At 47.9% G+C, this 15,551-nt stretch carries 11 protein-coding genes, 1 pseudogene and 1 riboswitch; of the genes and pseudogenes, 8 read left to right on the top strand and 4 right to left on the bottom strand.

Annotated elements, in window-relative coordinates; all coding sequences use genetic code 11:
- Positions 1-3: 3 nt before the first annotated feature.
- The 4 genes from NYE29_RS29655 (at position 4) to NYE29_RS29640 (ending at position 7,723) form a co-directional block, all read left to right on the top strand.
- Positions 4-828 (top strand): carbohydrate ABC transporter permease, encoded by an 825-nt coding sequence (locus NYE29_RS29655; protein ID WP_038590959.1) that lies wholly within the window; start codon positions 4-6, stop codon positions 826-828.
- A 42-nt stretch (positions 829-870) separates the two neighbouring features.
- The gene (locus NYE29_RS29650; RefSeq protein WP_076112721.1) at positions 871-1,863 is read left to right on the top strand and encodes a LacI family DNA-binding transcriptional regulator; all 993 of its coding nucleotides are present in this window, start codon (positions 871-873) and stop codon (positions 1,861-1,863) included.
- A 231-nt stretch (positions 1,864-2,094) separates the two neighbouring features.
- Positions 2,095-4,263 (top strand): beta-glucosidase BglX, encoded by a 2,169-nt coding sequence (gene bglX, locus NYE29_RS29645; protein ID WP_340898686.1) that lies wholly within the window; start codon positions 2,095-2,097, stop codon positions 4,261-4,263.
- A 70-nt stretch (positions 4,264-4,333) separates the two neighbouring features.
- Positions 4,334-7,723 carry a GH36-type glycosyl hydrolase domain-containing protein gene (locus NYE29_RS29640; RefSeq protein WP_340898685.1) on the top strand — a complete coding sequence of 1,130 codons (3,390 nt, stop codon included), beginning with the start codon at positions 4,334-4,336 and terminating at the stop codon, positions 7,721-7,723.
- Between the two features lie 100 nt (positions 7,724-7,823).
- On the opposite strand, the gene trpS is transcribed toward NYE29_RS29640, so the two are convergent.
- Complete coding sequence (gene trpS, locus NYE29_RS29635; RefSeq protein ID WP_340898683.1) at positions 7,824-8,813, bottom strand: tryptophan--tRNA ligase; 990 nt, start codon at positions 8,811-8,813, stop codon at positions 7,824-7,826.
- Between the two features lie 137 nt (positions 8,814-8,950).
- Positions 8,951-9,127: a hypothetical protein gene (locus NYE29_RS29630; protein WP_179091812.1), complete on the bottom strand. Its 177-nt coding sequence runs from the start codon at positions 9,125-9,127 to the stop codon at positions 8,951-8,953.
- Between the two features lie 302 nt (positions 9,128-9,429).
- Between NYE29_RS29630 and tnpB the strand changes: the two genes are divergently transcribed.
- Both tnpB and NYE29_RS29620 read left to right on the top strand, forming a co-directional pair.
- Entirely contained in the window at positions 9,430-10,518 is a 1,089-nt protein-coding gene (gene tnpB, locus NYE29_RS29625; protein ID WP_340898682.1) for an IS200/IS605 family element RNA-guided endonuclease TnpB, read from the top strand.
- 171 nt (positions 10,519-10,689) lie between these two features.
- Positions 10,690-11,067, top strand: a pseudogene (locus NYE29_RS29620) (GNAT family N-acetyltransferase); the annotation flags it as partial.
- A gap of 13 nt (positions 11,068-11,080) precedes the next feature.
- Here NYE29_RS29620 and NYE29_RS29615 read toward each other — a convergent pair.
- A complete protein-coding gene (locus NYE29_RS29615; RefSeq protein WP_076112725.1) occupies positions 11,081-12,682 on the bottom strand; it encodes a DUF4179 domain-containing protein in 1,602 nt (533 codons plus the stop codon).
- Complete coding sequence (locus NYE29_RS29610; protein ID WP_076112726.1) at positions 12,651-13,232, bottom strand: RNA polymerase sigma factor; 582 nt, start codon at positions 13,230-13,232, stop codon at positions 12,651-12,653. Before NYE29_RS29610 ends, NYE29_RS29615 begins: the two co-directional genes overlap by 32 nt.
- 120 nt (positions 13,233-13,352) lie before the next feature.
- Here NYE29_RS29610 and NYE29_RS29605 point away from each other — a divergent pair, with 120 nt between their 5' ends.
- Together NYE29_RS29605 and NYE29_RS29600 are read left to right on the top strand one after the other, a co-directional pair.
- A complete protein-coding gene (locus tag NYE29_RS29605) occupies positions 13,353-14,120 on the top strand; it encodes a nucleotidyltransferase domain-containing protein (protein WP_076112727.1) in 768 nt (255 codons plus the stop codon).
- A gap of 126 nt (positions 14,121-14,246) precedes the next feature.
- Positions 14,247-14,338: riboswitch (cyclic di-GMP riboswitch) on the top strand.
- A gap of 75 nt (positions 14,339-14,413) precedes the next feature.
- A complete protein-coding gene (locus NYE29_RS29600) occupies positions 14,414-15,445 on the top strand; it encodes a hypothetical protein (RefSeq protein ID WP_340898681.1) in 1,032 nt (343 codons plus the stop codon).
- Positions 15,446-15,551: the final 106 nt, after the last annotated feature.

Genomic DNA, 15,551 nt, shown 5'->3' with positions numbered 1-15,551 from the left:
AGCATGGCACTGAAGATGAAGAAGATGGAAAAAGGAATTATGATTACCCTGCTCGTTGTCGGAGGACTTCTGATGATGGTGCCGTTTATTTGGATGATCGGTTCATCCTTTAAACCAGAGAATGAATTTACGGTGATTCCACCGTCGCTTTTCCCGGCACACCCAACGTTTAACAACTACCGGGATTTGTTCGTGAAGATGGATTTTCTAATTTATTTGAAAAATACGCTAATTATCGTGTTATGTTCTTTCGCCGGACTGTTTTTGAATGCGATGGCCGGTTATGCTTTTGCGAAATTTGATTTTCCGGGCAAAAATAAGTTCTTCTTTATTATCCTGGGTACGATGATGATTCCATCACAAGTAACCATGATCCCGACGTATCTGATTATTAATCAAATGCATCTCGTAAATACGATGGCGGGTATCGTTCTGCCCGGCTTGGTAGGGGCGTTTGCGATATTCTTGTTCCGTCAGTTTATGACTACCATTCCGATGGATCTGCTGGAAGCGGCAAGGCTGGATGGAGCGGGCGAACTGCGGATCTTTTTCCAGCTGATGGTGCCGATCGTGAAGCCGGTGTTTGCGGTGCAAGGGATTTTGACGTTTATCGGGGCCTGGAACAGCTTCCTGTGGCCGCTGATTATCGCCAATGACGAGAAACTGTATACACTCTCAGTAGGTTTGTCCTTGCTGAAAGGCCAATATGGTACAGCGTTTGGACTGCAGATGGCCGGTGCGGCATTTATGGTCATTCCAATTATTATCATATTTATCTTCTTCCAGAAGCATATCATAGAAGGATATACGATCTCTGGCATAAAATAGTATAGAGAGAAATAATGCAGGGCTTAGGAAGGGTTGAAATGGATGGCAACAATCAAGGATGTGGCCAAGCTGGCGGGGGTAGCGCTGTCCACGGCTTCGTATGCGATGAGCGGGGACAGCAAGGTTAGCGCAAAAACGAGAGAAAAAGTTCTGGCAGCAGCAAGACAGCTGAATTATCAAAAAAACGGCTTTGCCATGGATTTGAAGCGGAGCCGGACCAATACGATTGCACTCATATTAACGGATTTGTCCGGTCCTTATTATTCGGAGCTCATCCGCAGCATTCAGGATGTTGCGCTATCCAACTCCTATGACCTGATTGCCTGCAGTTCGATGGGTGGAAAAGATTCCACGGCTGTGCGTTATTTACTCGAAAAAAGAGTAGATGGTGCTATTGTGCTGGCTCATAATATTACAGTAGATCTTCTTCACGCTGCTGCGGGTGCGCGTTTTCCAATCGTCGTGATGGATCGTCTCATTTCCGGTGAAGGCCTTATTAATGTAGTGGTAGACAGCGAACAGGGTGGTTACAGTGCGACCCATTATCTGATTGAAAAAGGGCATCATTCCATTGCTTATATTAGCGGGCCTGCGAACTCTTATGACAATGCACTGCGTTATCAGGGGTATTTGCGTGCCATGCGTGAGGCGGGACTAAATGAAAAAACGAAGTGGAAGCTGAGCGGCAACTTTGTCCGTGAGGGCGGTTATAAAGCAACGAAGATGATGCTGGTGCAGGGTGAGCTGCCTTCGGCGGTGTTTTATGCCAATGACGAAATGGCAGTCGGGGGAATGAAGGCATTGGAGGAAGCCGGAGTTTCCGTGCCGGATGATCTTTCGGTCATTGGATTTGACGATATCCAGTTAGCCGAATATCTTCAGCCAAGGCTGACCACCATTCGTCAACCAATGTACGAATCCGGTTCGCTGGCCGGACATCTGCTGTTCCAAAGGTTGAACGGAGATGAGGTCAACGATTTCTACAAGCTCAAGATCGAACTGATTGAACGGAGCTCGGTTAAAATCAACAGTTAATCGGAGCTGGATGCGATAATCCCGCCGAACGCTTAGTTTTTGGCCTAGCGCGGCGGCAAGCTTCCGGTTATTTATCGGGCAAGAGAAGATTCTGGCACTCTTAATGCTCCGTATTGCTGTCGAAATTAATAGAAACGTTTATGAAAAAGAGATAACATATACTAGAAAAGACCATATAAATAAAGAGATAATAGAATAGAAACGTTTCGTTTCGGTGGAGGGAATACAACCATGACTGAACATCTCTATCACAAATATGTTAAGCACATGACACTTGAAGAAAAGATAGCGCAGCTGCTGCAGCTCGCAGCCCCCTTTTATGACGAACCGGGCGATCATTCGGAAATCACCGGACCTATGGAGGAGCTCGGTATCGGCAGTGAGACAAAACTTGCGGCTGGTTCCGTACTTGGAATAGCCGGTGCAGAGAAAATGATGGCTGTGCAGAAAGAACATCTGAAGAATAACAGACACGGCATCCCGCTGCTGTTTATGGCGGACATTGTACATGGATTCAAGACGATTTTTCCGATTCCGCTGGCGATCGGCTGCTCCTGGAACCCGGAACTCGCTGAACAGAGTGCAGAAATTGCCGCTCGTGAAGCTGCAGTATCAGGACTTCATGTAACTTTTGCGCCGATGGTGGATTTGGTCCGGGATGCCCGCTGGGGCCGTGTGATGGAATCAACCGGTGAAGATCCCTATTTGAACTCTGTATTTGCCAAGGCATTTGTACAGGGATTCCAAGGGGATGACCTGAGAAATGATGTTTCCCGTGTTGCAGCCTGCGTGAAGCATTTTGCAGCTTATGGACTGGCAGAAGGCGGACGTGATTACAATTCAGTCGACTTGTCAGAACGCCAGCTGCGCGAATACTACTTGCCGGCCTATAAAGCAGCGGTAGACGCAGGAGTCGAGATGGTGATGACTTCCTTTAATATTGTGGACGGGATTCCGGCTACCGGAAACAGCAAGCTGCTGCGCAGCCTTTTGCGTGAAGAATGGGGTTTTGAGGGAATCGTCATTTCAGACTGGGCGGCTATTAAGGAAATCATTGCCCATGGTGCTGCCGAAGACGAAAAAGAAGCCGCCTTTAAGGCAATCTGGAGTGGCGTCGACATCGATATGATGACTACAAGCTATGTGAATCATCTGCCGGAACTGGTGGCAGAAGGTCTTGTGGATGAAGCGCTGATTGATGAAGCTGTGCTGCGGATACTGAAGCTGAAGGAAAAGCTGGGCTTGTTCGAGAATCCAATGCGTGGTGCGGATCCGGTTCTTGAACGCGAGATTGTGTTCTCCGCCGAGCATCGCCAGGTTTCCCGCAAGCTTGCCGAGAAATCCAGTGTACTGCTTAAGAACGAAGGTGTACTGCCGCTGACGCCTGAGCAACGGGTTGCATTGATTGGTCCGTTTGCGAATAGCGGAGATATTCTGGGCTGGTGGTCGTGGACGGGTTCTAAAGAGACGGCGGTCAAGCTTGGTGAATCCATGCGAATACTCAGCGAAAGTCCGGGCAATGTGATTGTTGCAGAGGGAAGCGGCATCGACACGATCAGTGAGTCTCAGCGTGATGAGGCCCTTAAAGCAGCCGCAGATGCCGATGTAATCGTGCTTGCGGTCGGTGAATCTTCAGAGATGAGCGGTGAAGGCGGCAGCCGCAGCAATATCAAATTGCCGCAGGCGCAGCTGGAACTGATTGAGCTGATGAAAGGGCTGGGCAAACCTTTAGCTGTAGTCCTGTTTAACGGCCGCCCGCTCGATCTGCATGGTGTGTATGATCTTGCCGATGCTGTACTTGAAGCGTGGTTCCCGGGAAGTGAAGGCGGTGCTGCGCTGGCAGATCTGTTATACGGAAAGGTTAATCCATCCGGAAAGCTCAGTATGTCCGTTCCTTTTTCGGTTGGCCAGATTCCGGTTTATTATAACTCCTTCAGCACCGGCCGTCCCAAACCGGAAGAAGAGACAGGCAACCGTTATATTTCCCAGTACCTTGATATTCCTAACGAACCGCTGCTGCCATTTGGCTTCGGTCTAAGTTATACGGATTTCTCCTATGAGGGACTTACACTTTCAGCGGAGACAATAAAAAGTGATCAGCCGATTGAGGCGAAGGTGACTGTCACAAATACCGGGAAGATGGCTGGAACAGAAACGGTGCAACTTTATATCCGTGATGTATCAGCAGAGGTAGTCCGCCCGGTTAAAGAGCTGAAAGGCTTCCAGCAGGTCGAACTGGCTCCGGGAGAAAGCAGCGAGGTTGTCTTCCAGATTGACGAAAGTATGCTCCGCTATCACCACAGTGACTTGTCCGTAAGCAGTGACCGCGGCCAATTCAGCCTGTTCATCGGCGCTAGCAGCAAGGATGTTCAGGCAGCGTCTTTCCGTTTGCTTAAATAATGCAAAATGTTAAACACAAATACTGACGAATAGCGGCAATCTGCCGCAGCAGATAAGGAAGTGAGTAGAAATGACAACTATAACAGGAACTGGCTCCAAGCTGTCGCTTCACGAGGATGGATTAACTTTTACTTTCCTGGAAAGCGGCGACCTGTACCAGGCTGTCGGCGGGACGATGATGATCAATCAGCTGCTGTCTAATAGCGTAGACGGTGCGCCCGGAAATCTTTATACGCGTTTGCACCTGCAGGATGGCATTCAGGTTTTTCCCCTGCTAGGTGTGAAATCGAGCAGCCGTTTCCGTCAGGATGGCAAACGCCTGGTGTGGGAAGGTGAAATTACTGCGGGTCCGGATGTCCCAGGGCTATTGACGGATATCCGTTATCAGGTGGTATTTACTTTGTCCAGCCGTGGGGTGTGGTTCTGGGATGTGAAGGTTGAAGGCAGCAATGTGCTGCTGGACGTCATCTATAGTCAAGATGTGGGGATTGCTTCCCCTGCAGCTGTCACCAGTAATGAAGCCTATTTATCGCAATATATTGATCATGCGGTATTTGAGGATGAGAAGTATGGATATGTGGTTTGCTCCCGGCAAAATCAGCCGCAAGGCGGCAAGTTCCCGTACCTGCAGCAAGGTGCTCTCACCGGAGCTACCGGGTATTCCACTGATGGATTCCAGTTCTTCGGATTATCCTACAAGGAAACCGACAAACCGGAAGCATTGTACCAGGAACAGCTGGCCAATGAGATTTATCAATATGAATTTGCCTATACGGCGCTGAAATCCGAGAAAGTTCAACTGGATGGAGCTGCATGTTTTACTTTTTACGGACTGTTCCGTGAAGACCATCCCGCAGCCATTACAGAGCTGGAATTTCATTCGGCACTGCGTCAAGCGTGGGATGAGGCTGAAGCCCTGGGAGATGTTCAGGAAACAGGTCATTGGCTGAATCAGACCTCCTTATCTTCACGTTTTGGAGCTCCGCTGCAAACTGTAGACATGCTTGAAGAAGAGCTGAACTCATTGTTCCCGCAGAGATTTGAGGAAGAACGTGATGGCGGCCAGCTGCTGGCCTTCTTTACCGGCACCTATGAGCATATTGTGCTCAAGCGTAAGGAATTGCTGGTCGAACGTCCGCATGGGCATATTCTGATGAGCGGGGACAATGCTCATCTGGGTGCTGAGGTCATGACCACAACCTCGTATATGTATGGGATTTTCAATTCCCAGGTGGTAGTCGGTAATACGAATTTCAATAAAATGATGTCCAACCCCCGTAACGCGCTGAATGTGTACAAGACTTCAGGACAGCGTATTTATGTGGAAATGGATGGACAATACCGTATGCTTGCGATGCCGTCGCTATTTGAAATCGGCTTTAACTACGTGCGCTGGTACTATAAAACTCTTTCCGACACGCTTGTAATTACCAACTATACAACAGTTGATTCACCGGAAGTAAAGCTGCATGTGCGATCTGTAAGCGGCCAAGCCTACCGTTTCCTCGTCAGCAACCAGATTACGATGAATGTGGCAGAGTATGAGGTGCCTTACCAAATGGCTCAGGATCCGAACGGAGTGATCAGCTTCCGCGGCGAGAAGTCCGGAACGAGTGCTGAGGTATATCCGGAGCTCACTTACAAGATGTTCCTCGATGGGGCTTCTTACCGTCTGGGAGATGAAAGTCTGCTGGCAGACGGACCGGTTCAGGGCAGTGCTTCGCTTGCGGTGCTTGAACTGGAGGAAAGCGCAGAGTGGACGCTGACATTACAGGGCTTGCTGGATGGCAAAGAACGTCCGCTCTCCAGTAAACCCGTCACAGAAGAAATCACCCGTTACCGTGAGTTTTTCTCCGGTGTCATGAATGGTTTCAAGCTGACACAGGAAAGCGGAGTCGAAGGCGGACTGTTCAAAGTGAATGCGTTGGCCTGGTGGTATACTCACAATATGCTGGTCCATTACTCAGTGCCTCATGGTCTGGAGCAGTATGGGGGCGCAGCATGGGGGACGCGTGATGTGTGCCAGGGACCGGTGGAATATTTCCTCGCCACACACAAATATGAGCAGGTGCGCGAGATTCTGCTGACCGTGTTTGCCCATCAGTATGAAGATGACGGCAGCTGGCCACAGTGGTTCATGTTCGACAAATACACATCCATTCAGCAGGAAGAAAGCCACGGCGATATTATTGTCTGGCCGCTTAAAGTGCTGGGGGATTACTTGCGGGCAACCCTTGATTTTGCTGTACTGGATGAACAGATTCCATATACACGCAAGCACAGCTTTGACTTTACGGAAACGACAGCTTCGCTGCGGGAACATGCCAACAAAGAGCTGGATTACATTAAATCTCACTTCCTGCATGATACGTTCCTGTCTTCTTACGGCGACGGGGATTGGGATGATACGCTCCAGCCGGCGAACGCACAGCTGAAGCAGTATATGGTCAGCAGCTGGACAGTTGCACTTACCTATCAGACTGTGCTCGGTTTATCCGGAGTGCTGCAGAGCAATGATGAAGTTTGGTCAAATGAGCTGAAGCAGATGGCGGAAGGGATCAAAAGTGATTTCAACCGTTACATGCTGGGAACGGAAGTGATTCCAGGCTTCCTGTATTTCGAAGATCCGCAGGATGCCAAGCCAATGCTTCATCCAGACGATCAGGAGACCGGTATTCAATACCGGCTGCTGCCGATGACCCGCAGCATGATCGGTGAGCTGCTCACACCAGAGCAAATGGAGTCGCATTACAAGCTGATCCTGGAGCAATTCCTCTGCCCGGATGGTGTGCGGCTGATGAACCATCCGGCGCAATATGCCGGCGGAGTCAGCACGCATTTTAAACGGGCGGAGCAGGCGGCTAATTTCGGACGCGAAATCGGACTTCAATATGTGCATGCGCATATCCGGTTCGTAGAAGCTATGGCGAAGATCGGCAAGCGGGATCAGGTATGGAACGGACTGGCGGTCATTAATCCGATTGGGATCCGCGATGCCGTGCCGAATGCTGAATTGCGTCAGAGCAATGCCTACTTCAGCAGCTCGGACGGGAAATTTGCTAACCGTTACGAAGCGCAGGAGCGGTTCAATGAGCTGCGGAATGGTTCGGTAGCCGTTAAAGGCGGCTGGAGAATTTATTCCAGCGGTCCCGGAATCTACATGAATCAGCTGATCTCCAACGTGCTCGGTATCCGTGAGGACGGCGGTGATCTCATCATTGATCCTGTACTGCCGGATGAACTCGATGGAACCCGTTTTGACTTCGAATATGGCGGTTCACCGGTATCGTTCATCTACCACTGTGCAGAAGGCAATCTCCGCTCTGTAACCGTAGGCGGCAAGGAGGTTCAGGCCGAACGGCTTGCCAACCCTTATCGTCTTGGAGGATTGCGGATCAAACAGGCAGACTTTGAAAATCTGCGCACAGCAGAAGGTACTGTAGTTGATATTTATATGTAATAACAAGAAGAGGCCGCTGCTGAAGCGGCCTCTTTGCTATTCACAATTATTCAGCTGTTAAGTCATCTATTCCAGATCCTTCGTTGAAAGCATCTCGAGTTTATTTAAAATAATCAAGGCTCATCGCCTCGCGGACTTCGTTCATCGTTTCCTGGGCCAGAGACCGGGTATGGCGGGTGCCGGCCATTAGTATATCATCGACAAGCCTTGGTCTGGCCGCATAATAGGCCCGGCATTCCCGCATCGGTGCCAGAAGCATTTCCAGCGCGGAGGTGATCCGTTCTTTGCAGGCCGAACAACCGATGGACCCGCGTTCGCAGCCTTCGCGGATTTCAGCGGCGTCTTGCGGAAGAAAGGCCCGGTGATAAGCATAAATTGGACAGATACCCGGATGCCCGGGATCATTTTTATGAACGCGGGCTGGATCTGTCACTGCTCTTTTTATTTTGTGGGCAAGGTCTTCCGTTGAAGCATCGAGCGTTATGGCGTTGCCGAGGCTTTTGCTCATTTTCGCGTTGCCGTCTGTGCCAATCAGCCGGGGTGTTTCACTGATCAACGCCTGAGGTTCCACAAATATAGGCTTATACAGCTCGTTAAACCGGCGCACAATTTTACGGGCCAGCTCCAGATGCGGCAGCTGATCCTCACCAACAGGAATGATGGTGGCTTTGCAAAAGGCAATATCGGCCGCCTGGCTTACCGGATAACCGAGGAAACCATAATACATTTCATCCAGACTGCTGTTTTTCGATTCTGCTTTTACCGTTGGATTGTGCCGCAGGTTATTCACCGTAACAAACATAGAGAAGAAGATTGTCAGCTCGGCGATTTCCGGAATCATGGACTGTACATAAAGGGTTGTCTTGCCGGGGTCAATGCCTACAGACAAATAATCGAGCATAATCTCGCGGATATGGCTGCGGATCAATTCGGGTCTATCGAAATGGGTCGTCAGTGCCTGAACATCCGCCAGAAATACATAGGATTCATATTGATCTTGTAAAATAACCCGGTTCTGCAGGCTGCCGGCGTAATGGCCAAGGTGAAGTTTGCCGGTAACCCGATCTCCTGTGAGTACACGTTCTTTCATCGTTAAAAAACCTCCTGATATAATGTTGTTGTGTAGAAATTATAAATCGCCACCACCAGCCATCCTCCATGGCCATCACCCCCTTATCCATGCAAAAAAACTCCGTCCCATAAGGACGAAGTTGTCGTTGTACCACCTTAAATGACCGTCCCGCTGCATGAATTGCAAGCGTTCCAGTCTTCGCTATACGGTGCGGAGATCGCTGAATACATAATCTCGAGACCGCTCCCTTGATAACGGCGGGATGCCCGGCATTTCCCTACAACATCGTAGCCGACGGTTCGGGAAAGCAACTCCAAAGTCCATTCGATCATATGCCGGACACCGGTTCGCAGCTACCACCGGCTCTCTGCAAGTCCTCTCACATATGTCTACTTACTCTTCTTCTGCGTTATTGATGTTATATATGTATATTATTACCTGATCCCTGGAGATCGGTCAATGCTTTATTAGATTGGGGCAGGAAAAAGTATCAAGTGTGATAAGTTATTTATCAAAGAAAGCCGAGAACACCCCACCTTCTATAGGTTGGGGATGAATCGGTGTTTTTTGCAAAGAAAACGAACGCATGTGCTATAATAACCCTATATACTTCATCGAAAGAGGTTGTGTTGGCATGCTCATTCATAAAGCCTATAAGTATCGTATCTTTCCTACAAATGAACAACAGCAACTCATTCATCAGATGTTCGGGTGTTGCCGTTTTGTGTTCAATCATTTTTTAGGCTTATGGAATGATACCTATAAGGCGAAAGGCAAAGGCTTATCCTACAATCGTTGTGCCACACAACTTCCTGCACTCAAACAACAGTTCGAATGGTTGAAAACCGTGGATAGCATTGCTTTGCAATCATCGGTTCGAAACGTGGCAGATAGTTTTGATCGGTTCTTCAAAAAACAGAATCAAGCTCCACGTTTCAAAAACCGTAAACACCCTGTCCAAAGCTACACAACGAAATATACCAACGGCAACATTGCTGTGGAAGAACGTCTACTCAAGCTTCCCAAGCTGGGATGGATGCCCTTTGCCAATTCCAGAGCCTTAGAGGGACGCATCCTGTCTGCAGCCGTTCGCCGGAATGCGTCTGGGAAATATTTCGTATCCATCGTCTGTGAAGTTGACGTTAAGCCCCTGCCTCAAGCCAGCAAAGAGATTGGTGTTGACCTTGGGCTTAAAGAGTTTGCCGTCTGCTCCGATGGATTTCGGGTTCAAAATCCCAAGTGGTATCGCCATTTCGAAAAGAAGTTAGCCTATTGGCAACGCCGTATGGCTCGCCGTAGCAAAGGCGGCTCTAATTGGCACAAAGCCAAGCAAAAGGTCGCTTCCATTCATGAGAAGATCGCCAATTGCCGCCATGATTTTCTGCATCAGCTCACAATCAAACTGATTCGTGAAAACCAAACGATCAGTATAGAAAACCTTCGCGTGGCGAATATGCTCAAAAATCACAAACTGGCAAAGTCTATCGCCGATGCGTCATGGAGTGAGTTCGAACGCCAAATCTCCTACAAGGCGAAATGGTACGGACGCACGGTTAAGATTTCGGATACCTTTGCCCCGACCAGCCAAACATGTTCTGTATGTGGCTTCATCAACCCCGAAGTGAAAAATCTTTCAGTGCGGCAATGGGTCTGCCCAGGTTGTGATACAACGCATGATCGTGATGAAAATGCCGCACAGAATATTATAATGATGGCGGTTTAACCGTCTTGCAAAGAACTGTGGGAACCACAGGGATCGCTTGGTGTACGATTTTTCACATTTGAGAAAATCGATACATTTTGCTTCAAGGAAGCAATGACCCAAGAATCCCCCACCTCTACAGGTGGCGGGAGTGTTCAAAGACAATAAATGAAGAGGGATGCAATTACATAAATATTCAGCTGTAATGATAATGACAAATTGCTTGGTATTATCGAGGCATTTGATTTTAATCAGAAAGTAAATATGGTATCGGTCGGCTATTTTTTGGAGCAAGCCCATTGGGGGAAAGGCATTGCTTCAGAAGCGTTATCCCTATTGATAAGTTACTTGTTTAATGATGCGGATATCAATAGGATTCAAGCTGAAGTAATGCCCCCCAATAGGGCTTCCAAAAAGGTGCTGCTGAAAAACGGCTTCATGAAAGAAGGAACTTTGAGACAAGCCAGTGTATGGTCAGGCAAAGGAATCGTCGATCTTGAGGTGTACAGCATCCTGAAAGATGACTACATCAAATGGCATATCCGATCAGAAGTTCCAGATCCACAATAGAATAGAAGCAAACTCAAGGTTTTTTCACTTCGATTTTTGGCAGATCAAAGCTCCAGTTCACATCGGTAAATCTTTTATCCGTTATGACCCGGCGGAGCGTCAGCTCCTCGGGCAGTTCAGTCATGCCTTTGGCTATAAGATAGGCTTCATTTGCATGATTGCCCGTCTCACCGAATATGACTTTCTCATCCATAGTGTAAGCACCTCTAAAAATAACCTTGTATTCTTTTCCTTGACCATCGAGGGCGACCCACTTGTCTTTGGAAAATCTGTTGGTGAATTCGCCGCTGACCGACATCCAGCCGGATATTCCCGGTTCATCCTTGGTTTCCTTGATCTCCATCTTGTTCACCTTCAGCACATCACCTTGAGCACTAAATACTGCGGGTTTCTCATTAAGCTCATGAGGATGGAACGTCATTGAATCGTTAGATTTGACAGGACTATTGTAACCATCCAGGATGAACCGTACTTGCCGGCTGTCATATGGAAGGCTCTTGAAATAGTAGGTCCAGTGCTGCTTGCCGGCTTGTTCTGTTGATCTGACAGTGTAGCCGAAGGAAGTGTCGATAATACCTCCGGAGATGTAACTGTTGATTCTTGAAAGTTCTTCACCATTCTCTCCCTCAAAATGGAACATGACCCCAAAATCGTGGCTAAAATTAGTGGAATTGGCAGAAATAAGGCTGGCTGCCTCTCCAGTAAGCGAGGTGTTGAATTTCAGTGTGACACCTGCAGGTGTATGCATCACTTGATCCATCTCCAGCTTCATCCCATCCGGTGTTTTATAGACATGGTCCTTCAAATCTGTGGTTACCGATAATGCCTGTGCTGCGGTCATATCTGCTTCATAGCTAAAGCTCCAGTCTCCGGTGACTACCTTTTCTGTTTTGCTGTTTGAAGCCAGTTCATGAATATTGCCTTGAATAACTACGGTGCTTCCTGGGCCTTCATCAGGGAATACGTAAGTCAACAGCAGAGAGGCTTGACCAGAGTTTCCATAAATGTCACTGGCCAAGGGCATGATCTCTTTAAGTTCTCCGATGTTGTGTCCTTGTTCATCATGGATTTCCAATTGGCTGGTATTAAATTTGGACATTGCGTCGTTGGCAGCATGTCCGGTTTTATCCGTAATGCTAATGTTAAGCACCAAACGGGTAGGATCAGCCACTACGTCCTGCAGGACAAAGGTATAGCCTTTATCGGTTTTCTCTATGCCAGGGTGCTGCACCACTCCGAGTATTTTGGCGTCCAGCAGACCAAGCTTTGCCCACTGGTTGGCAAGGAGGAACGGTTTCTGTGGAGGGGTGGACAACGTCTCTGACACTGTACCTGATTTGCCAATGAAAAACAGTAATGAAGCAATTCCTATCACTGCAGCAACAGAGCTGCCCCACTTTAAACCTCTTTTTAGGGTGCGGCCCGTTTGCATTCCGGATATCTCGGATAATTTTTGCCCGGAGGCGGGCTGTATCTCTGTATTGCGAACTTGTTCCATAACGCGCTCTGTGAAATCATCAGCTAGATTAGAGCTTGTATACAATTGTGAATCCGTCAGTAGATCGTTATCAGTGCCGGACAAGTCATTGTGATTGGTGTAAGCCCATTTTTTCATTGGAACCCTCCCTGGATTTCGGCCATTGTTTCTTCAGCTTTTGACGGGCGCGGTGGAGACAATTTTTGACCTGATGCATCGGCATTCCCGTTATCGCTGAGATCTCCTCATAGGATAATTCATTGGTATAGCGAAGCAGCAGTACAATCCGGTAACGTTCTGGAAGCTTGGACAATTTCCGGTGCATTTCAAGCTCGTCTTCCTTGCGCATATATTGCTCTTCAGGGGTTGGCCCGCGATCCTTCTCCTGCAGCAAGGTGCTGCTTATTAGGCCTGGGGATTTCCGTCTTTTCAGTGACCTGAAGTGGTTGATCGCAATGGCGTACAGCCAAGCGGCAAAGCTTGATTGGCCATGATGCTCGCGGAGTTTCTGGTATGCTTTGATAAATGTTTCCTGGGCCAAATCCTGTGCATCCTGGTGACTGGCGCCCATACCGAGCAGCAGACCATACAAGCTCGACTTGTATTTGTCTACGAGTACCGCAAAGGCCTCCCGGTTGCCCTGCAGCACTTCGGCAATGATTTGTTCGTCGTTGTCCTGTGCCTTCATCCAGTGCCTCCCATTAATTTATTTGTATATAAGACGCACCAGCGCCACAATATTTCTCACTTTTTATAAAAAAGAAAGATTATGTTCAGATCATACTACACATTGCAGGGGGAAGAGAGAATGAAACAAGACGTAGCAATCCGTCAGGTAGGCTTGGCCGTAAAGGATGATCCGGCAGTCAGGGCGGTATTTCTGAAAGGCGCACATGCCAGAGGAGAGCAGGATGCTTACTCGGATGTTGATTTGTACTGCTTGGTCCACAGCGAGGGATTGACGGATTTTTTAGCGCGCAGAATATCCTATATGGAGAGCTATAAACCGCTGATATTCTGGTCGGAAGCTAACTTCGTAGGACCACAAATTGTTGGCGTGTTTGAAGACGGTCTGCATTTCGATCTTTATACAGTGACTGCGGAGAGTCTGAAACAAACCGAACAAATCCTTGTCCTGCATGATCCCGAGGGTTGTCTTGCCAACTACAAGGCAGAGAGCTTCCCCATGTCGGATGTAGAGATTACGAGGATCCTTTCCGGTTTCACTTTCAGTCTTCTGGAATTTGAAACCGCGTATCTCCGCGGCGATTTGCTCTGGGCACACCGGCTTGGCAGTCATCTGGCGGCAGATCTAATGATAGTTCTGCGGCATGTAGCAGATCCTTCTACAGCGCAGCTCGGCATTAAGAGACTGCATCACAAACTCAGTCCACAGCAACTGGATGAGTTAACAGGAGCGTTAAATGCTCTTGGACCGGACGCACTCCCTTCAGGTGTCCAGAAGCTGGTGGACCTCGCTGTGGTGTTGATTGCAGACTTGACCGAACGGCTGTCAGAGAACTGGAATCAGCGTTTTTTCGATTTTATGGTCAAACGGATCTACGCACTATCGTAACAAAACAGATACAGCGAACAATATTTGAATGTGAGAAAAAAGGAGGATAATGACTACTCTTGTCGAATTATAAATTTAGATAGATAATAAATACCAAAATATGTTTGTGATTCGGAAGCGCCAGCTGATGAACAAAGGCAACTCCGCCGAAAGGCGGAAGACGCAAAGCCACCGGTCTAAACCGCTCACGAAAGCGGCATGACAGCGGGGACGCTCATGTAGTTTGGTTTTTTGTTGTCTAAATACAACAAAAGGAGCTTGAAAAAATCATGTTTTTGAAGATTCGCCACAAATTGAGGCCTGGCTTAGCGTTTATTCTGGCTACAGTCTTGGCCGCTGGGCCCCTGATTGCCACCCCGGTCCACGCAGCTGCGAAGTACACTTTTACGGATGTCAAAACTGCATATAACATGCCGATTGACTACAACTACAAGTTCACAGGTGACACAATCGCTTCACTGGAGAAGGATAGCAAAGGGGCTCATCAGCTGTACTTACATAACTGGAAGAAGAAGACGACGGAGAAGGTCACTTCTACTAACACGTTCAAAACGAACTTGCAGCTTATGGGAGACAGTGTTTATTATTATGAGTCTACAATTGAAGTGACTAAACGAATTAATATCTACCCGAAGAAGCTGGTACAGTACAATTTGAAAACCAAAAAAACAAGCGAGCTTCCGCTGGAAGTGAAAACTCCGGAATTACTGGGTGTGGGTGACAAATATTATGCACACAGCAGTGGCTCAGATTTTTACTTCACTAACAAAACGACGCTGGAAACTCAGACCATCAATGATCTTGGTTTTGATCAGGTCCACCAGTTTGTAGATGACAAGTTCATCTATAGCAAATGGGACACCGGGACGTTGTATCTGTATGATCTGCCAAGTTCAAAAACAATTGAGCTCTACAAGCTGAAAGAAAATGAATCCTTCAACCTCGTAGCTTCGAATGGTAAAGATATTGTCTGGATGATTGACTCCAAAGAAGTGGATGCTGCCGGCAAGACCAAAAATTACTTCATCTATATGACGATGGACCGCAGTAAAGCCGGAGCCCCGGTTAAAGTATTGCTCAAACGTGAATGGGTAATTGGCGACCGGAATGATCTCTTAATCGTGGGTGACAATTATGCGGTGTTCTCGGAAATGATGAATAATAAACTGGTAGCCCGCGGAGTGAACCTCCGAAATGGGGAACTCTTTTTACTTGGGGAACGAAACCGCAGTGCGGACAATTTTGTGTATTTTAATAAAGACACTTTGATCTCACGCGACGCGAATGACTATATTGTGCTTCGTACAATAGTCAGAACGCCATAAATGAATTTTCAGAAACTATCAAAAAAACAGTGCAATTTGACGATAGTAGTAAAGCGGTAAATATTGGGTATGAACCTATTTCCAATGAATCCCGCAATCGCAAATT

It is taken from the genome of Paenibacillus sp. FSL M7-1046 (genome assembly GCF_038007405.1).
Lineage (GTDB): Bacteria > Bacillota > Bacilli > Paenibacillales > Paenibacillaceae > Paenibacillus_AQ.
The sequence above is the reverse complement of the archived record's forward strand: the minus strand, read 5'-3'. Positions and strand labels throughout refer to the sequence as shown.

Bases quoted from the DNA above. Each gene is read 5' to 3' on its own strand.
- trpS (WP_340898683.1), bottom strand. From the start codon at position 8,813: ATGAAAGAACGTGTACTCACAGGAGATCGGGTTACCGGCAAACTTCAC.
- tnpB (WP_340898682.1), top strand. From the start codon at position 9,430: ATGCTCATTCATAAAGCCTATAAGTATCGTATCTTTCCTACAAATGAA.
- NYE29_RS29605 (WP_076112727.1), top strand. From the start codon at position 13,353: ATGAAACAAGACGTAGCAATCCGTCAGGTAGGCTTGGCCGTAAAGGAT.
- NYE29_RS29610 (WP_076112726.1), bottom strand. From the start codon at position 13,232: ATGAAGGCACAGGACAACGACGAACAAATCATTGCCGAAGTGCTGCAG.
- NYE29_RS29655 (WP_038590959.1), top strand. From the start codon at position 4: ATGGCACTGAAGATGAAGAAGATGGAAAAAGGAATTATGATTACCCTG.
- NYE29_RS29615 (WP_076112725.1), bottom strand. From the start codon at position 12,682: ATGAAAAAATGGGCTTACACCAATCACAATGACTTGTCCGGCACTGAT.
- NYE29_RS29650 (WP_076112721.1), top strand. From the start codon at position 871: ATGGCAACAATCAAGGATGTGGCCAAGCTGGCGGGGGTAGCGCTGTCC.
- NYE29_RS29640 (WP_340898685.1), top strand. From the start codon at position 4,334: ATGACAACTATAACAGGAACTGGCTCCAAGCTGTCGCTTCACGAGGAT.
- bglX (WP_340898686.1), top strand. From the start codon at position 2,095: ATGACTGAACATCTCTATCACAAATATGTTAAGCACATGACACTTGAA.
- NYE29_RS29630 (WP_179091812.1), bottom strand. From the start codon at position 9,127: ATGATCGAATGGACTTTGGAGTTGCTTTCCCGAACCGTCGGCTACGAT.